The 17,680-nt window shown below is 37.9% G+C and carries 15 protein-coding genes; 11 read left to right on the forward strand and 4 right to left on the reverse strand.

All coding sequences use genetic code 11. The annotated features are described in order from the left end of the window. Positions 1-22: 22 nt before the first annotated feature. The 3 genes from AC3ANV_RS01815 to AC3ANV_RS01825 all read left to right on the forward strand — a co-directional run bounded on the left by AC3ANV_RS01815 (position 23) and on the right by AC3ANV_RS01825 (position 1,945). Positions 23-601: a suppressor of fused domain protein gene (locus AC3ANV_RS01815; protein WP_488311984.1), complete on the forward strand. Its 579-nt coding sequence runs from the start codon at positions 23-25 to the stop codon at positions 599-601. Positions 602-1,048: 447 nt separating this feature from the next. Continuing rightward, positions 1,049-1,240, forward strand: coding sequence for a hypothetical protein (locus AC3ANV_RS01820; protein ID WP_488311985.1), 192 nt, complete (start codon positions 1,049-1,051; stop codon positions 1,238-1,240). A 147-nt stretch (positions 1,241-1,387) separates the two neighbouring features. Beyond that, positions 1,388-1,945 (forward strand): DUF2179 domain-containing protein, encoded by a 558-nt coding sequence (locus AC3ANV_RS01825; protein ID WP_488311986.1) that lies wholly within the window; start codon positions 1,388-1,390, stop codon positions 1,943-1,945. 320 nt (positions 1,946-2,265) lie between these two features. Here AC3ANV_RS01825 and AC3ANV_RS01830 read toward each other — a convergent pair whose 3' ends face one another. Further along, positions 2,266-3,663 carry an aminotransferase-like domain-containing protein gene (locus tag AC3ANV_RS01830; protein ID WP_488311987.1) on the reverse strand — a complete coding sequence of 466 codons (1,398 nt, stop codon included), beginning with the start codon at positions 3,661-3,663 and terminating at the stop codon, positions 2,266-2,268. Positions 3,664-3,777: 114 nt separating this feature from the next. Here AC3ANV_RS01830 and AC3ANV_RS01835 point away from each other — a divergent pair, with 114 nt between their 5' ends. After that, entirely contained in the window at positions 3,778-4,695 is a 918-nt protein-coding gene (locus tag AC3ANV_RS01835; protein ID WP_488311988.1) for a DMT family transporter, read from the forward strand. A 275-nt stretch (positions 4,696-4,970) separates the two neighbouring features. On the opposite strand, the gene AC3ANV_RS01840 is transcribed toward AC3ANV_RS01835, so the two are convergent. From AC3ANV_RS01840 to AC3ANV_RS01850, 3 genes are all read right to left on the reverse strand, one after another. Continuing rightward, a complete protein-coding gene (locus tag AC3ANV_RS01840) occupies positions 4,971-5,708 on the reverse strand; it encodes a MerR family transcriptional regulator (protein WP_488311989.1) in 738 nt (245 codons plus the stop codon). 465 nt (positions 5,709-6,173) lie between these two features. Then, positions 6,174-6,914 (reverse strand): YdcF family protein, encoded by a 741-nt coding sequence (locus tag AC3ANV_RS01845; protein WP_488311990.1) that lies wholly within the window; start codon positions 6,912-6,914, stop codon positions 6,174-6,176. A gap of 2,251 nt (positions 6,915-9,165) precedes the next feature. Next, complete coding sequence (locus AC3ANV_RS01850; RefSeq protein WP_488311991.1) at positions 9,166-10,080, reverse strand: nuclease-related domain-containing protein; 915 nt, start codon at positions 10,078-10,080, stop codon at positions 9,166-9,168. A 567-nt stretch (positions 10,081-10,647) separates the two neighbouring features. Here AC3ANV_RS01850 and AC3ANV_RS01855 point away from each other — a divergent pair. The 7 genes from AC3ANV_RS01855 (at position 10,648) to AC3ANV_RS01885 (ending at position 17,667) form a co-directional block, all read left to right on the forward strand. Then, on the forward strand, positions 10,648-11,112 hold the full coding sequence (locus tag AC3ANV_RS01855; RefSeq protein WP_488311992.1) for a YdcF family protein: 465 nt from the start codon (positions 10,648-10,650) through the stop codon (positions 11,110-11,112). Positions 11,113-11,189: 77 nt separating this feature from the next. Further along, positions 11,190-12,203: a LacI family DNA-binding transcriptional regulator gene (locus AC3ANV_RS01860; RefSeq protein ID WP_488311993.1), complete on the forward strand. Its 1,014-nt coding sequence runs from the start codon at positions 11,190-11,192 to the stop codon at positions 12,201-12,203. Between the two features lie 395 nt (positions 12,204-12,598). After that, positions 12,599-13,978, forward strand: a complete 1,380-nt coding sequence (locus AC3ANV_RS01865; protein WP_488311994.1) for a sugar ABC transporter substrate-binding protein — start codon at positions 12,599-12,601, stop codon at positions 13,976-13,978. A 58-nt stretch (positions 13,979-14,036) separates the two neighbouring features. After that, positions 14,037-14,930 carry a carbohydrate ABC transporter permease gene (locus AC3ANV_RS01870; protein WP_488311995.1) on the forward strand — a complete coding sequence of 298 codons (894 nt, stop codon included), beginning with the start codon at positions 14,037-14,039 and terminating at the stop codon, positions 14,928-14,930. Between the two features lie 21 nt (positions 14,931-14,951). After that, the gene (locus AC3ANV_RS01875) at positions 14,952-15,797 is read left to right on the forward strand and encodes a carbohydrate ABC transporter permease (RefSeq protein WP_488311996.1); all 846 of its coding nucleotides are present in this window, start codon (positions 14,952-14,954) and stop codon (positions 15,795-15,797) included. After that, positions 15,794-16,867 carry an ABC transporter ATP-binding protein gene (locus AC3ANV_RS01880; RefSeq protein WP_488311997.1) on the forward strand — a complete coding sequence of 358 codons (1,074 nt, stop codon included), beginning with the start codon at positions 15,794-15,796 and terminating at the stop codon, positions 16,865-16,867. The genes AC3ANV_RS01875 and AC3ANV_RS01880 overlap by 4 nt, the downstream gene beginning before the upstream one ends. Then, positions 16,864-17,667 (forward strand): inositol monophosphatase family protein, encoded by an 804-nt coding sequence (locus tag AC3ANV_RS01885; protein WP_488311998.1) that lies wholly within the window; start codon positions 16,864-16,866, stop codon positions 17,665-17,667. The genes AC3ANV_RS01880 and AC3ANV_RS01885 overlap by 4 nt, the downstream gene beginning before the upstream one ends. Positions 17,668-17,680: the final 13 nt, after the last annotated feature.

A 17,680-nucleotide genomic window follows, 5' to 3' on the forward strand; every position in this document is an offset into this window, starting at 1 on the left:
TCTAAATTAAAGGTGGAGAAAAATGGGCATTTCTAATGAAAACAAGATTATAGCAAGAACCGTTTTACAGGCATTTGGTGGAAAGCCTAATGTATTCAAATACTGGGATGAAAAAGAAGTAAGTAGTATTGATATACTAACAACAATAAATAGACCCGATGAAGGAATAACATCATTCTCGACAATTGGTTTATCCGACTACTCTATTGACTTTATGGTACAGGGAAACCCTTTAAGATTAGAAATTTTAGGAGCATGTAAATCAGATTTCGATTTATTTTCTAATGTGGTAGCAACATGTGCTTTTAACATTATTAACTCAAAATATTCATGTTCACCAGGCGTGATTTTTAGAGATGTTATTAAAATGTATTATAAAAATAGTGAAATGGAACATATACTTTTTGTTCCACCATTTCTGTGGGAGGACTCTTTCAATTCGTTGGAGTTTCCAAGTAAAACAGTTACTTGGTTACTTGCTATTCCTATCTCCGAAAATGAATTTTTATTTGCTAAGGAAAATGGATCAGATAAATTAGAGGAATTATTTGAACGGGAACAAATAGATATTTTTGATATTGAGAGAAAATCAATTCTTTAAAAATGACAGAATTTTAACCTTGATTGGCAAAATGCCTTTCAAGGTTTTTTTGAGATATTTGATAAAACAAATGTGTAGTGAATATACTCTTTTTGGCGACTAACACAGATATGGGAAATTATTACATTAGTATATGCGTTCCTAATCTAATGAGAGGTTTTGTGAATTAAAATTATTAACTAATCATATAATATGCATTATATTCATTATATTCATTTAAACTATCAAAATCATACGTTATACTCGTCATATAATGTTTATTTTCGGTTGTGTGTAAACGTTTTCTAATATAATAAATATTAAGTTAGATGGCATGGGTGGCCGTCACCTATTTGGCGTAAGTGGATCAATAAAAATCTTATAAGTAAGATCAGCTGGATAGTTTAAAGCTATCCAGTTTTTATTAAGGATTAAATTATCATTTTATCTTTTAGAAGAGGAATGCTTATGTTGGATTTAAATAAATTTGTATCTGGAAAAATTTCTTTAAATGAATATGTTCATCGTGTAAAACAAAATGGAGCTTCTTTTCAAGTTCATTATTGGGGAGTCATGCCAAAGCATTATGATAATTCGAGAGGGCGTTTTTTTATTAGATATGAAATAGCAAATGTAAAAAAGCTTAATTTTATGATATAACAGCCGGAAAAAATAGCAATTTTTTCAACTTAATCGCTTTTTGGTAATGTATCAAACTTCTTAACATGATAAAATGAGTAGGTTGGTTGGATGTAAGATTAATCCAATTTACAGTATTAGAAATCCATTTACTAAAAGGAGTCAACTATGTCAAGTATTGTTTTGATTTTTGCCCTTCAATTAGTCTATGTCCCTATCATGACGCTTCGTACGATCTTTTTAGTTAAAAATATGAGTGTAGCAGCCTCATCGTTTGGTATATTAGAAGCTTTAATCTATGTCTTTGGTCTTTCCTTAGTTTTTTCGGGCCATCAAAGCATCGCTGGTATGGTCGTTTATGCTGTTGGTTTCGGAGTAGGATTATACATTGGCACACGAATCGAAAATAAGTTAGCCATTGGATACACCACGTTAGTTGTTAATTTATTAGATAATAATGAAGAACTTATTGTTATATTAAGAAATAAAGGGTTTGGTGTTACGGTCTTTGAAGGGATGGGCCGTGATAGTAAACGGTATCAATTGGAAATTTTAACCAAACGAAGTCGGGAAAATGAAGCCATGAATATCATAGAAGATTATGAGCCTAAAGCTTTCATCATCTCCTATGAACCAAGAAAATTTAAAGGTGGTTTCCTAGTTAAGGCCATGAAGAAAAATATAAACAGGCAAAACGAGAGACATCAATCAAACACGCTCCTATAGTGACTTGGCGGGTGCTGTTGAAGCTCTTCCGAAATTTTCATGTAAAACTTTACTTTAGCCATTTGTATTTAGTAACAATTCAAAAAGAGTGGTACCACGTAGGCTAAGCCTGTTGTCTCTTATGAGATGATAGGCTTTTTATTTTAAACAGTCTTTTAGACAGGAGGAACATTTTATTAACGGGTTCACTTTAGAGGTGCAAACAATCAAATAACAAAGTAAAACACACTGGATTACACATATGAAATCGCAGTGTGTTTTTTGTTGTTATATCAAGACTTAGTGCGGGTGTTAAACTCTTTCACATCTGAAGCTATCCTTTATTGAGTAGAGTGTACTAAATTAATAAACTTTCTAAGCCCTTCCGAGATTTGTTCTTCATTGGCATAGGAATAGCTTAACCGGAGCCATGAGGATGGCTCCTTTAAGGGGTCACATATTTGGCCGGGAACAAAGGATATTGATTGCTCCAGACTCTTGACTAATAAGTCTTCTGTTGACAGACGGCCTGGGATCTGTACCCATAAATTCAAGCCACCATTTGGGCTGGTCCATTGCCAATCTGTTACGGAGAGTTCTTCCTCCATGATTTCCTTTCGTATTTGCAGCGCAATTCGCAGTTTCTCAACATGTTGCAGCAGCCTTGGAGATGAAAAGTAATGCAGAAAAATCTTTTGATTTAAAAGCGGTGATCCATTATCGGCCAATGATTTTACTGCTAGCAGTGATTTCACCACGGAAGACTGACCGTTCATCATGACGGCTATTCGCAACCCTGGTGATACATATTTGCAAAAGCTTTTGATATAAATCACCATGCCGGAAGTATCATAGGTATACATGGGCGGCGGAGGTTCCTGATCAAAAAAGATGTCGTAGTAAGCATCGTCTTCGATTAACAGACAGCGGTAGTGCTCGGCTAACTGGACTAATTGCTTTCTTTGAGCCAATGGGACCGTGTACCCGGTTGGATTATGGAAGGTTGGATTCAGATAAAACAGCCGAGGTTTGTGATTTTTCATGATGAATTCAATCTGCTCTAAATCATATCCGTACGGATGGATATCGACGGTTATAATATTGGCTCCTTGTGCTCGAAAAATATCAATGGCAGAACTATAGCTCGGCCGCTCCAAAAGGATCGTGTCTCTTGATTTTACAAATGCCTGGGCAATCAGATGAATGGCTTGCTGGGAACCGGCCGTGATTAATAGCTGATCTGGATGTGTAATCGTTTTATACTGCCGGTTAAAATAGTCAGAAAGTGATTGACGTAGTTCATGATCGCCTTGAACGGTGGAGTAGGTGGAGAGAACCTTTGGGTAGAGATCAAAAACTTTTTTTACATAGTCCGATATGAAGCGATTTGGCAAAAGATTAGGATCGATTAATGCCTGTGAAAATTGATAGGAAACAGGTACCTGATGGATTTCCGATAAATGATTTTTTTGCACATATGCAGAAACGATTGGATTTTCCAGGCTTTCTAATTTATTAATTTCACGGGATTGGACAAAATAGCCGGATTTATCTTTGACATAGACTCGATTTTCCTGTTTAAGAAGCTGGTAGGCCTTTAATACGGTTAAGCGGTGAACCTTCATCTGAGCGGCTAAATTTCTAATTGAAGGGAGCTTTTCATTCTCTTTCCATTCATTGAGTTCGATTCGGTGTAATGCATAATCGTATACTTGTTTAAATAAGTAATCTTCATTCATTTCTTTCCCTCCTAATCCCTTTGATTTTAGCATGTTTTCCCCTTGATCTGGTCTAATGATTTTCATCTGTTCTATTATCCTTCACCTATAATGGAGCAAAAAGGAGGATTTGACATGGTATTGTTTGGTTATTTGTTTATGTGTCTGATTTTTAGTACGACCTTTCTTGCGATAAAAATAGGGATTGATGCAGGCGTACCGCCTTTTTTCTCTGCAGGCCTTCGCTTTTTTTTAGCGGGTTTGATTGTATTTGCCATTATGATGTTAAAAAGAAAGACTACACTAAGGTTGTTTTTTCGTATGGAGATGCTTTTGACGGGGATTGGGCTGACTTTTGGTACTTTTGCCACATTATATTGGGCAGAGCAGTTTGTCCCGTCAGGAACGGCAGCCGTCTTATCAGCTACCGGGCCGATGATGATACTGCTGATTCAAACTTTTATTTTAAAAACAAAAGCAAATTCGAGTTCCTTTATTGGATGTTTCGTAGGAATAGCGGGGGTCTTTCTCCTCATCTTACCGAGCTTTACTTTTCATGTTAATTCCTTGGTGCTGGGTGGCTGTCTCTTAATTATGGTAGGTGAGGTGTTTTATGCATCAGGAACGATTTATTCGAAAAGGGTAATCAATCAGTTTGATAAAACTTCCCCGATTGCTTTAAATGCCGTTCAAATGATGTATGGCGGGATCCTGTTAATGATTTTGTCTCTTGTGACGGAGGATTTCCAAGTGGCTGCTTTAGTGAGTCCGGCAGCAATCGGATCGTCCCTTTATTTGATAGTAGTTGGATCAATGGGCGGACATAGTCTCTATTACTGGCTTGTCTCCAAGACAAACCCTGTTTTCCCTTCAACCTGGCTTTTTGTATCACCAATTCTTGCTATGGTGTTGGGAGTCGTTTTTTATCATGAAACTCTTTCATGGTTGTCTGGTATAGGTGCATTGACGATTATCCTTGGAACCATAATCATTTCTCTGCCAAAGTTGAGGTCTTATCTGTACTCCTCAGTTAAAGTTTTAAGTGGCAGATGAAGAAGCACGGTGCCGGACACTTCTCCGCTGGAGGTGGCTTTAATAGAGATTAGGATGATATACTTTAAAACCAAACTTCATATTCGACTTGGAATTAAAGATTAATCTTCAACAATCGGGCGCTTTTATGGAGTATTAAAAAAATCCCAATCTCTCAGTGATATGAATGAGTAATTGGGATTTAATTATTCAACAATTGCGCCCGAGTGCTTTAAATGAAAGAGTCGAGGCTATACGAAATGCTCACGACCTTTTCATAATTAAAAAAAATTAATTTAAATGTGTGACATTGCTTTTTTAATATACTTATAAAGCTCTCCGTCTACCCCATATTGCAGTGGATTGTTTGGATTTTCTGCATGGAAACGTTCAGCTGCTTTAACAATCTCAGGGTCACCACCAGTAAACTTATTAGTTAACTCTTGCCAACGCTTAGCTAATTGTACAACGGCAGGACTTTCTGTTGGTGTATCTTTTTCCATTTCTAATCTGACATTAGTAATTAATTCAGACCAATCATTTTCCACTTGCCTTTTTTCTTCTAAACTAAATTGATCGGTTTGATTTTTCATTTTTTCTAATTGTTCTTGAGTAAAGTATTTTTCATTCATATTGATCACCTCAATTAATTTAATAAATTGTTCAGGTTGAACTACTTGTTGAGTAGCAAGAAGTTCATACACGCCTTCTAGCCGACTGTACAACTGTTCTTGTATTTCAATTTGTTTCTTTACAGTTTCTAACTGAAGCTTGATTACTTCAATTGGATTAAAATTAGGATTTTCAATCGCAGCTTTAATCTTTTCCAAAGAAAATCCCAATTGCTTGAGCGATAGGATTTGTTGTAATTCAGCAATATCTTCTTCTGTATAAATTCTATGTCCAGAATCTGTAACCTCAGATGAGGAAAACAGGCCAATCTGGTCATAGTGATGAAGTGTACGTATCGTTAATCCGGTTTGCTTTGCTAATTCTCCAATTTTCCATTTCCTTTTTATGATCCATCCCCTCATTTCGTACGATTAATAATTGCCGGCAACTTTACTTTACAACCTGACGTAACGTTAGTTACAAGTGTTTTCTCCATTTTTATTTTCTAGTTTAAAATTCCCCAAGCGAATAAAGCGCTTTCCTGATGGTGCCGCTGATGGGGAACTCTTAATGTTGTAAATTCGCATTTTCCTGATGCTGCCCATGTGATAGAATACTCATTTGCAATAATTAATTGCAAATGAGTTTTTATGCTATTCTGAAGAGGAGCTTGTTGGTTTAAAGGAATATTAAAAAGTGCTAATCTAGATAGACAAAAGAACGGATTAAATCTACTTATTATCTAAGCATGCTAATCAAAGCAAAAGTTACTTTTTCCTTCAGAGGTTTTATGAATTTGTGCTGGATTCCTATAGGAATATTAATTTGTGGACATAGGACAAAGTAAATTGGGGATTATTGCCTTGGAAGCAACAATCCCCATCATTTTAAAACCGAAGCGAAAATATACCTAAATATTCTTTAGCTGCTAAAAAGGTTAATCCGTTTGTTGATGGCGTGAATTGATTAGCATACAAAGTTAGCTTTTGGCTTGCTTGGTAATCAGTTGGGTACGGTTCTACCTCAATCTTATTTTTCTTGAAATCTAATACCGCACGTTCCATATGGAAGGCAGATGTAACCAAAACAGGTTTGTGCCATCCTTTCTGATCTAAGAGTTGTTTTGAAAACTGCGCATTTTCCTCTGTATTTCTACTCTTATTTTCTATGAAAATTTTACTTTCCGGCACACCCAGACTACGTAATTCACGTTTGGCAATATCAGATTCATTTCCGTAATCGCTGAATACCTGTCCGCCCGATAATAAAATTGGAAGCCCTGTTTGTTTATAAAGTCTTAGCACAGTAAGCAAACGGTTAGCTCCATTACTTGAAAGCTGGCCCTTACCATCGATGTCCGGTGTGTCAAGGGTTGCCCCTCCACCAAGCATCAGGATGACATCCCCTTTAATTTGAGAGGGTGGCTGATAACGATTTTCTAACGATTGAATTAAAATTCTACCGGTTAGTGGAATGGTGCAGCCATATAAAAGGAACGCGGTAATGAACAATAATTTTGCTAGTAATTTCTCCCGACGATAGAGAATGGTTCCGATGAACAAAAGGATTACTACAAAAATACCCGGTGGGAGTACAAAACCATAAATAAACTTAATGATGTACGACATAGGACTTCTCCTTTCTCTTTATGATTATTATAACAGTGCAAGTCACCACCCGGCTTTTGTCGAAGAATGATTTGACATATTTTTTATCGGTTAAGCCGCAAGGTTCCTTTTATAGTGGGCCTTTAAGCAAAACTAATCAAACGTTTGATTGAAAGGGAAATAGGTCTAAATTGGTTGAGAAATGTCATTTTATTTAAATAATAGGTAAGATTTGAAATGATCCTTTAAAGTTGAAGCATTAATTGACATTCTTTTTAGCTTTTAGAAGCTAAAACCCCTTTAGAATAAAGGGCTGGCGGGATATTTAATCAAACGTTTGTTAAAGAAGAAAATGGCATATAAAGGGTCGAAATATGATATTTTGTACAAAGTAATGGCTATAAAAAAGTGTAAAAGTTTAATGGTTTGGAACGATCACAATAATAATTTCGGATAGTAAATGAGGTTGTTTATATAGTAGCTCACTTCTAGTATTTCATATATTAGATGAGGTACACTTTGTTGGATTTCAAAGAGAGAATGGTGCTTCATAGCGGGGATGAAGGCCACTTGACCGGTTTCCAAAGAGAGAATGGTGCTTCATAGCGAGTATGAAAGACACTTGACCGGTTTCCAAAGAGAGAATGGTGCTTCATAGCGGGGATGAAGGCCACTTGACCGGTTTCCAAAGAGAGAATGGTGCTTCATAGCGGGGATGAAGGCCACTTGACCGATTTCCAAAGAGAGAATGGTGCTTCATAGCGGGGATGAAGGCCACTTGACCGGTTTCCAAAGAGAGAATGGTGCTTCATAGCGGGGATGAAGGCCACTTGACCGATTTCCAAAGAGAGAATGGTCCTTCATAGCGAGGATGAAGGCCACTTGACCGGTTTCCAAAGAGAGAATGGTGCTTCATAGCGGGGATGAAGGCCACTAAATGGGTTTCCAAAGAGAGAATGGTGCTTCATAGAGAGGATGAAGGCCGCTTAATCGGTTTCCAAAGAGAGAATGGTGCTTCATAGCGGGGATGAAGGCCACTTGACCGATTTCCAAAGAGAGATTGGTGCTTCATAGCGAGGATGAAGGCCATTTGACCGGTTTCCAAAGAGAGAATGGTGCTTCATAGCGAGGATGAAGGCCACTAAATCGGTTTCCAAAGAGAGATCGGTGCTTCATAGAGAGGATGAAGACCACTAAATTGGTTTCCAAAGAGAGAATGGTGCTTCATAGCGAGGATGAAGGCCACTTAATCGATTTCCGAAGAGAGAATGGTGCTTCATAGCGAGGATGAAGGCCACTAAATGGGTTTCCAAAGAGAGAATGGTGCTTCATAGCGGGGATGAAGGCCACTTGACCGGTTTCCAAAGAGAGAATGGTGCTTCATAGCGGGGATGAAGGCCACTTGACCGATTTCCAAAGAGAGAATGGTGCTTCATAGAGAGGATGAAGGCCACTAAATGGGTTTCCAAAGAGAGAATGGTGCTTCATAGCGGGGATGAAGGCCACTTGACCGGTTTCCAAAGAGAGAATGGTGCTTCATAGCGGGGATGAAGGCCACTTGACCGGTTTCCAAAGAGAGAATGGTGCTTCATAGCGGGGATGAAGGCCACTTGACCGATTTCCAAAGAGAGAATGGTCCTTCATAGCGAGGATGAAGGCCACTTGACCGGTTTCCAAAGAGAGAATGGTGCTTCATAGAGAGGATGAAGGCCACTAAATGGGTTTCCAAAGAGAGAATGGTGCTTCATAGCGGGGATGAAGGCCACTTGACCGGTTTCAAAAGAGAGAATGGTGCTTCATAGCGGGGATGAAGGCCACTTGACCGATTTCCAAAGAGAGAATGGTCCTTCATAGTGAGGATGAAGGCCACTTGACCGGTTTCCAAAGAGAGAATGGTGCTTCATAGCGAGGATGAAGGCCGCTTAATCGGTTTCCAAAGAGAGAATGGTCCTTCATAGTGAGGATGAAGGCCACTTGACCGATTTCCAAAGAGAGAATGGTGCTTCAAAGCGAGGATGAAGGCCACTTGACCGGTTTCCAAAGAGAGAATGGTGCTTCATAGCGGGGATGAAGGCCACTTGGCCGATTTCCAAAGAGAGAATGGTGCTTCATAGTGGGGATGAAGGCCACTTGACCGATTTCCAAAGAGAGATTGTTCCTTCATAGTGGGGATGAAGGACAAAATCCAGCAGCAAGGCGTGAAAAATGCCCTTCATACAGTTTTAAAGAATTAAAAATTAGCAAAAAAGTATGATAATTACCAATCTATTTTTCATTCATAGTAAGACCATTGATGAACCCCTACAATTTTGAAGTTTTTTTCTAGTATTCTCCTTATCCTCTTTTTAGATACTACTCCAGTACACCACTCATGAATTACATTTGTAGTAATTTTTAGATTAGGAAAAAGAAGTTTAAATTCCTTTACATTCCGCATTACTGCATTTGCAATCGCTTCTTCGTGCCCACATTCCTTACAAACACAGTTCTTTCCCTCGACAGATATGGAAAATGAGCTACAGTCTGAACAAGTGATTCCTTTTTGCAGATGATCATATTCATAAGGTGGTAACTGCTTAAAAGGAGGATTATCAATATGCAGCGATATTAATTTGTCAGCCAAAATCTTGTGTTTTCCATTTAGTTTGGAAGGTGTTGTATTTAATGTTTTTAAATAGCGATTAACCTGAGTTGGGAAAATTAATGGTTTGTTGAGAGGTGATTGGTATAAGGTGAATTCGGGGTTGATGAAAACTACAGAAGCATCTATGGGGATATTATATCCAAGATTGGAGAGTAATTGGCGTAATAAAGATTCGCTTCGGTTCAATTGGTGCAGTGGATTATTAATTTCAAATTTAGGTTTCTTGTAAAATCTATCTGATCCGAAATAATAATCCCCTTCATAATTTTTCACTTCATAAAAGTAAATGGTCTCTGAAATAATAATCATTGAATCTATTTGGAACATAGTGTTATTTACTTTGAGGAGCAAATCATTTAGTATAAAGCATTCACACTGGAGCTTCTCAGTTAATAAATCAAACATTATCTCCCCTTCATACCCCTTTTTAAGGTTAAAATAGTGCTGCTTGTCTTTGTCAGACAAATCCATCCGAGTGTTTAAGGATTTCAGAATTAGTAATTCAGCAGATTCAGTACGAGGTTTATATGGTTTATTAGGCATAGTCCACATCCTTTGTTATTTTTTTAGAAACTCTAAGTCTATTTTATTAAAATAAACCAGTGGATCAAACTAAAAAGAATGAATATTTTCTTAATAATTCTAGAAAAATATATACCAACTCTCCAAATAATGTGAAAGGTTCTTATAGAGGAACTGTTTTATATTTCAGTAATAGTATTTGTATAACCTTATTTAGATTCTCCATGGTGAACCGTAACAAAAGTAACTGATTGAATCGTGAGATATAAATTAAAAGACCGTTTAGGGTCTTTTTTTTATATCTGTTACACTCAGTTAAATTACTTTTTTAAAAAGGAGAATAATAACAATGGTTATTAACAAATTCTTAACATTATTTCAATAGTCCCACAATGAATTTAAGCTATATTTTATGAGTTAAATAAACCAGTTACTTGAAAATCTTAAGAAGTATCCGGTTAGGATAAATTTTTCGGATGAGAGGCTTGATTAACCATTATACAATTTTTATTTTTTTGTCTAATGATCATGGTTATTTGGTTTATCTGGATTCAGTCCGCCCCGCTGGAGGTTGGGAATCATGATGTTGTGGTAGTGCTTGGATATAAAACGGCTGGAAATAATCTCGACCCATTGCTTAAGGAGCGTTTGGAAATTGTTTTACAGCTGCTTGAAATGGCGAAATACAACAATAAAAAGGTAATTGTTTCCGGTGGTGCTGTTGGCTGGATTAAATCAGAAGCAGAATTAATGAAGGATTATCTGGTCGAGCATGGTATTGAACCAAACCGTATTTTAGTAGAAAATGAATCAAGAGATACGGTTGAAAATTTACGATTCACGAAGAAAATTATGGAGCAAGAGGGATTTCAATCATGCGTTATTGTTTCTAATTCCTTTCATATGCGTCGGATCACCATGATTGCAAAAAACTTGGGGATAGGTGCAACCTGCTATTGTAAGCGCTCTTTGATTACGGCTTTAAAACAATGGAATCCAACGATCAAGGAAATGAAGGCTTTTAAAACGACTCTAAGTCTATTAAAACGATAGATGGTGATTTTTATAGTAAAAACGTATGAGGATAATCGTTATTCTCATATGCAACTACATTCTTAGAAGGTGATCCAGTGAATTACACAATTAACGATATAGCATTACAGGCAGGCGTATCAAAGTCTACCGTTTCACGTGTCATATCCGAAAAAGGATATGCAAGCAAGGAATCACGTGAGAAAGTGTTGAAGGCAATTAAAGAGATGCAATATAGACCGAATGGTGTTGCCAGGGCCATGGTTTCGCAACGAACAAACAATATTGGCGTCATCATTTATCGCCAGCATCATCCCATTGCTTCACATCCCTTTTACGGAAAGATACTTGATGCTATTCTTATGACTGCAGCCAGCCTGAACTACTCTGTGTTTGTGACAACAGATAAGGAAATGTCATTAATATCAGCTGACGATATGCTTGAGAAAAGGGTGGACGGATTAATTTTAATCAGCCGGCTTAGCCAAGAGGTCATTGGCCATATTGATAAATTTCACATCCCTTATCTTATGGTAAACGGCACAATGGAAAAGAATGATGTGATTCAGATTTTTAACAATGATAGAAAAGGCGGGATCATGGTTGCAGAACATTTATACCAACTGGGACATAGGCATATCTTGGTGATAGCCGGCCCTCAAGAACACCGCAGCCATCATTTGCGGTTTCAGGGATTTTTTGCACGCATGCATGAGCTGGGTTGCTCTATCAGGCAAGAAGATATATTCTATTCTCCAACCTCTACCTATGAAGATGGGTATAAGGGATTATCTATCATTTGGGAACAATTCAGTAACAAAAAGCCGACAGCTATTTTTGCTACAAACGATATGTTGGCCTTGGGAGCGATGAAGGCACTTTTGGAAAAGGGCTTAAAAATACCGGATAATGTGGCGATATCAGGATTTGATAACATTGACTATTCAAATATGTTTCATCCATCTCTAACAACGGTAAAGGTTGATAATATGAGAATGGGTGAAGACGCTGTGCTACTGCTGGATCAGTTAATAAAAAAAGAGCAAGTGACTCCGGAACGAATCGAATATGAACCTCAAATGATCATACGAACATCTACAAAATTAGTATGAAGGTATTGGGTTGTTAGTAAAACATAAATATTCAATTGTAAAAAAGGTAAATCGAGATTTACAGTATCTTAAAATTAGATTAATAGTAACTAAATACTTTTATTTTATAGTTATAAATATAAAGAGAACAGAAATCTATTAAAAATGGAAGACGATAAATTCCTTAAATTTTTAATGAGAATGTGGGAACGTTCCCACATAAGATTCCTTTTCTTTCTATGATCCTACTAATTATAAGGCGGTGTAATGGTTCCTGAAATCTTCATATGGATATTAAGCTAGCATTATATTAAAAAACAAATAGATTAATATTTCTCACCGGTATTTATTTCATTATCTATACAAATATAAAAAATGTGGGAACCTTCCCACATAAAAACTATGAGGTGAAACACATGAAGAAAATGGTTCCGGCAGTACTGATTTCGACAGTATTAGGTGTAGGTCTTCTTTCCGGTTGCGGTAATCAAGACAAGGCCGCAGATGCAAAAGCAAATGAGGTAGTGGTCATTAAGGCTCAAACAGCAGGAGCTGAAAAAACACGCGTAGATAATTTAGTTAAAGCGGCTGTACAACTTAACAGCGAGCTCAAAAAAGAAGGTAAGAATACGACAGTCCGCGTAGAAACGAATGACTTCCAAGGAAGTTGGGATGATTACGCAAAACAATTCATGCTGTCTTTTAAAGCAAAGAAAGAGGCGGATATTTATGCTACAGGCCATGATAATATCGGCTGGCTCGCAGATGGGCATTATATTCAGCCATTAGATGATGTAAAGAAAGATAAAGCCTATTCAGATGTATTCCCAACCCTATGGAAGTCTGTTAAATACAAGGATCATACCTATGGAATTCCACAGGATACAGAAGCAAGACCTGTATTTTATAACAAAGATGTATTAAAGCAGCTGGGATGGTCGGATGATCAGATTAATAACCTTCCTGAGCTAGTCAAGAAAGGCGAATTTACTCTGGATGATATGACTAAATTGGCGGAAGAAGCAAAGGCAAAAGGTTTCGTTCAATATGGCGTCATTCATCGCCCGGTAGACGGTCCGGACTTCCAAGAAATGGCCTATGATTTTGGTGCAAAGTTATATGACCAGAAAGAAAACAAACTTGTTCTTGATAAAAAAGCTGTATTAAAACAATTGAACTACTTCTATGATCTTGCACAAAAGAAATTGATCCCGGATAATCTTACATCCATGGACTGGCCAAGCATTCATAAAACGGTTGTAAACGGGAAGTCCCTGTTCTTCTACGGTGGTATTTGGAATGTATTCAACTGGAGTCAAGATAACTTCCATGAAAAGCTTGGAAAAGTAGACGCGAAATGGGTAAATGATCACTTCGGCATGATGCTGATTCCTGCAGCTGATAAAGGTGGAAAAGCAGTAACATTATCACACCCATTTGTGTATACTGTTTCCTCTCAATCCAAGCATCCGGAACTTGCCAAGCGATTAATAGAACTGGTTGCGGATCCAAAGCTTCAAGCTGAGCATGATGTTAGTACTACACATTTACCAGTAACCAAAAAGGCATCAGAGGAACCAACATTTAAAAATGATATTACATTAGGCAAAACCACTTATATGCTGGACTATACAACTTTCTTGCCAAATGCCCAAGGATTCCCTACGTATTCAAAGTCTATTTTTGGAGCAATCCAAGCAGTTGAATTAGGCAAGAAAACACCGGAAGAAGCCTTAAAGGATGTAGAAACCGAACTAAAATCCTCTCTAGGTGATAACTTAAAAGTGGTTGAATAACACATTGCTTCCGTACCTGGCTTTATGCCAGGTACAAACATTTTAAGGAGGAAATTCGATGCTTTTTTTCCGAAGATGGGGCTTTCCGACTGTCATGCTGGGTCCGTTTATCTTGTTAATTGCCATCTTCTTTTTCTTACCGGTTATTTTGATTACCATTTTGGCATTTACCAATATGGATTCTGCGATGCAATGGACCTTTAATGGGTTGGCTAATTTTCAAAGGCTGTTCTATGATCCAAACATATTGGAAATCCTTAACCATACACTGGTTTATGTAGTGTTTACTCTAATGATTAACGTTATATTCGGATTGATCTTGTCGATTATTACCACATATTTTATTCAGAAAGAGTCTGTCAGTCTATTTATCAGGACAATTTGGATGCTTCCTCGCATGTCTCCTCCGGTTGTCTATATTTTACTATGGTTATGGTTTTTAGATTCAAGCCAATATGGTGTACTCAACAGCATCCGTTCTCTTTTGCATATGGGACCTCAGGCATTGCTGACAACTCATCCGATGCTCGTCGTCATTTTAGCTAATGGAGTCATCGGGGCGTCTTACGGCATGATTATTTTTTCTTCAGCCATAAAATCCATACCGCAGGATTTATATCATGCTGCCAAGGTGGATGGTTCATCTACTTGGTCGATCATCTATGAGATTATCATTCCTTCTTTACGCTGGCCTATGATGTTTGTAACGATGTGGCAGTTGCTTTCTTTATTAACCTCCTATGAATACATTCTTCTCTTGACTAAAGGAGGACCATTACATGAAAGTGAAGTGCTTTCTCTTTATTCTTTTCATAGTGCTTTCCAAAACTTTGAATTTGGATATGGTTCTGCTGTTGCGTTAGTCCTTGTTGTCATTGCACTGATCCTTTCCTTTATTATGTGGAAGGTATTTGGGATGAACAAAATGATAAAGAATTCGCGTATCGATTAAGGAAGGGGATATCAACGTTTTATGAAGTGGTTACGTAAATCACCATACTTTATCGCCTATATTGTTCTAGGTATCACAACTTTACCTATTCTTATAATGTATATTTGGTTAATCCTTAACTCGTTTTCTACTAGAATGAAGTACGGTTTCATTCCTGATCATTTCACATTAGAAAATTGGAGATTTCTTTGGTCTAACATCAAGCAAGGAGGAACAGTGCTTCCAAGTATTTGGACAGCAACATGGAATTCTATTTTCTTTTCGGGGATGTTAACGTTATTCGAAGTGGTTATTGGGTTAATGGCTGGGTACGCACTGGCACGCTTAAACTTTCCCGGACGTCAAAGACTCATGAAAGTGACGTTATTATTGCATGCATTTCCAAGTGTCGCCTTGTTGATTGCCGTTTTTTATATTTTAAATTTCTTAGGCTTATATGACACATTGTGGGGAGTAATCCTCGTCAAAACGGCGCTCCAAGTACCGATGACAGCATGGATTGTTAAAGGCTTCTTTGATGAGGTGCCGTGGGATGTTGAATGGGCCGGTTTAATCGATGGCTGCAGCCGCCTTAAAGTTTGGTATCAAATTGTTCTACCTCTAGTTAAACCGGGGATTGCTGCGGTAACAATATTTTCATTTTTATCCGGCTGGTCCGAATTTCTTCTTTTGTATAGTTTTATTGTCAGTGATGAAAACGTCACATTGTCTGCTTACCTCCAAAAACTTATTAGTGATCCAAACATGATTAATTACGGATTGTTAAGTGCAGTTTCCTTATTTTATATGTTGCCTATTATTGTCATGTTTATTACAACACAGAAATCACTGCTTCAAGTCAGTGCAGGTGGAGGAAAAAGGGTATGAAAATTGAACTAAGGAATGTTTCAAAGGCATTTAATAAAAATACGAATACCATTAAAAATTTAGATTTAATGATTCCTGAAGGAGAACTCGTAGCATTATTGGGACCCAGCGGCTGCGGGAAATCAACCACCATGCTGATGATTGCAGGGATCATTAAACCGAATGCCGGAACTATTTTATTCGATGATGAACCTGTTAATGATGTAGAAACAAAAGATCGGAACATTGGTATGGTTTTTCAAAGTTATGCATTATACCCGCATATGACGGTATTGGATAATATCGCTTTCCCTCTAAAGCAAATGAAGGTGCCTAAGGAAGAGAGATATCAACGAGCAAGAGAAGCTGCTAAGAGAGTATATCTTGAAAGTTTCCTAGACCGTAAGCCTTCAGAGCTATCAGGTGGACAGCAGCAACGGGTTGCACTCGCAAGGGCAATCGTAAAAGAACCGCGCGTGTTATTACTGGATGAACCTTTATCCAATCTGGATGCCCGGCTGAAGATTGAGATGAGAGAAGAAATACGTCGTCTGCAAAAGGATCTTGGTATCACAACCATTATGGTTACTCATGACCAAGAAGAGGCTATGACGATGGCGGATCGGATCGCTGTAATGAAGGAAGGGAACATTGTTCAATACAGCACCCCTATGGATTTATATCAGCAGCCGCAAAATTTCTTTGTTGCTCAATTTATTGGCACACCGCCAATGAACATTATCGAGGGGACATTAGTATCCAATGAAAGCTCCTTGTATTTCAAGACAGGGGAAACCAAGTTTACCTTCCCAATCAATGTACCGATTGAGGACAATACATCTGTTTCCCTTGGCATTCGTCCACATGAAATTCATGTTGGCAGTGAGGGTGACCTTCAATTTAAAGTGAAGGTGTTACTGGCGGAATCCTTGGGGCATGCAACTCTAGTGAGTGCTGAAATGGAAAAAAGCTATATTCGCTTTATGGTACCGCCGCAATTAATGCCTAAGGCCGGTTCCATTCTATACTTATCCGTAAAGAAGGACGCGGTACATCTATTTGATGCGAAAACTGGTGAAAGGCTTGTATGAACATGAAAAACGAGTTACTTACGTCATCCATTGAATTTGCGAAAGAGGCAGGACAGCTAATACGAGAAAATATCCATCAAAGTAACAGCATTAAACAGAAACTGAATCATGCGGATCTTGTAACAGAAGTGGATCAACAGTGTGAAGATTTCTTAAGGGAACGAATTAAGACCTTGTATCCTGACCATTGGATTTTATCAGAGGAAGCAAATGGACAAGAAAATCCTTTTGAAATCATAAAGCAGAAAAAGAGCGGAATTGGCTGGGTTATCGATCCGATTGACGGAACAACTAATTTTATTCATCGAATCCCTCATTTCGCCGTTTCCATTGGAATTGTACAAGATGGAGTACTGACGGTTGGCGTCGTGTATAATCCAATCACCAATGACCTTTATTATGCGGTAAAAGGCGAAGGTGCTTTTTATAATGAAACACCGATCCGGGTAAGTAACGAGACAGAAATAGAAGAAGCTGTAATTGCCACAGGGTATCCATCTAAAGAATGGAAGGAAAACTCGGCTGTCGTCAAGCAAATCGATGCTCTAACAGGGAAGTGCAGAAGTATTCGGCTGCTTGGAGCTTCCAGTTTAGACTTATGTTTTGTTGCTAAAGGATTGTTATCAGGGTTTTGGCATGACGAGCTTAACCCATGGGATACAGCAGCCGGGCTGCTGATTCTACGAGAAGCCGGTGGAAAAGTAACCACACGGTGCGGTCAGCTGTTTCATCTTGAAGACCGTACACTTGTAGCCTCAAACGGATTTATTCATGATTCATTTTTGAAACTTCTTAAATAGGAATGAGAATGAA

Source organism: Neobacillus sp. DFD-2R (assembly GCF_057747865.1).

What these genes read in the sequence shown, in the direction of transcription:
- AC3ANV_RS01825 (WP_488311986.1), top strand. Translation starts at nt 1,388, where the DNA reads ATGTCAAGTATTGTTTTGATTTTTGCCCTTCAATTAGTCTATGTCCCT.
- AC3ANV_RS01875 (WP_488311996.1), top strand. Translation starts at nt 14,952, where the DNA reads ATGAAGTGGTTACGTAAATCACCATACTTTATCGCCTATATTGTTCTA.
- AC3ANV_RS01840 (WP_488311989.1), bottom strand. Translation starts at nt 5,708, where the DNA reads ATGAGGGGATGGATCATAAAAAGGAAATGGAAAATTGGAGAATTAGCA.
- AC3ANV_RS01835 (WP_488311988.1), top strand. Translation starts at nt 3,778, where the DNA reads ATGGTATTGTTTGGTTATTTGTTTATGTGTCTGATTTTTAGTACGACC.
- AC3ANV_RS01885 (WP_488311998.1), top strand. Translation starts at nt 16,864, where the DNA reads ATGAACATGAAAAACGAGTTACTTACGTCATCCATTGAATTTGCGAAA.
- AC3ANV_RS01815 (WP_488311984.1), top strand. Translation starts at nt 23, where the DNA reads ATGGGCATTTCTAATGAAAACAAGATTATAGCAAGAACCGTTTTACAG.
- AC3ANV_RS01865 (WP_488311994.1), top strand. Translation starts at nt 12,599, where the DNA reads ATGAAGAAAATGGTTCCGGCAGTACTGATTTCGACAGTATTAGGTGTA.
- AC3ANV_RS01845 (WP_488311990.1), bottom strand. Translation starts at nt 6,914, where the DNA reads ATGTCGTACATCATTAAGTTTATTTATGGTTTTGTACTCCCACCGGGT.
- AC3ANV_RS01820 (WP_488311985.1), top strand. Translation starts at nt 1,049, where the DNA reads ATGTTGGATTTAAATAAATTTGTATCTGGAAAAATTTCTTTAAATGAA.
- AC3ANV_RS01880 (WP_488311997.1), top strand. Translation starts at nt 15,794, where the DNA reads ATGAAAATTGAACTAAGGAATGTTTCAAAGGCATTTAATAAAAATACG.
- AC3ANV_RS01870 (WP_488311995.1), top strand. Translation starts at nt 14,037, where the DNA reads ATGCTTTTTTTCCGAAGATGGGGCTTTCCGACTGTCATGCTGGGTCCG.
- AC3ANV_RS01850 (WP_488311991.1), bottom strand. Translation starts at nt 10,080, where the DNA reads ATGCCTAATAAACCATATAAACCTCGTACTGAATCTGCTGAATTACTA.
- AC3ANV_RS01830 (WP_488311987.1), bottom strand. Translation starts at nt 3,663, where the DNA reads ATGAATGAAGATTACTTATTTAAACAAGTATACGATTATGCATTACAC.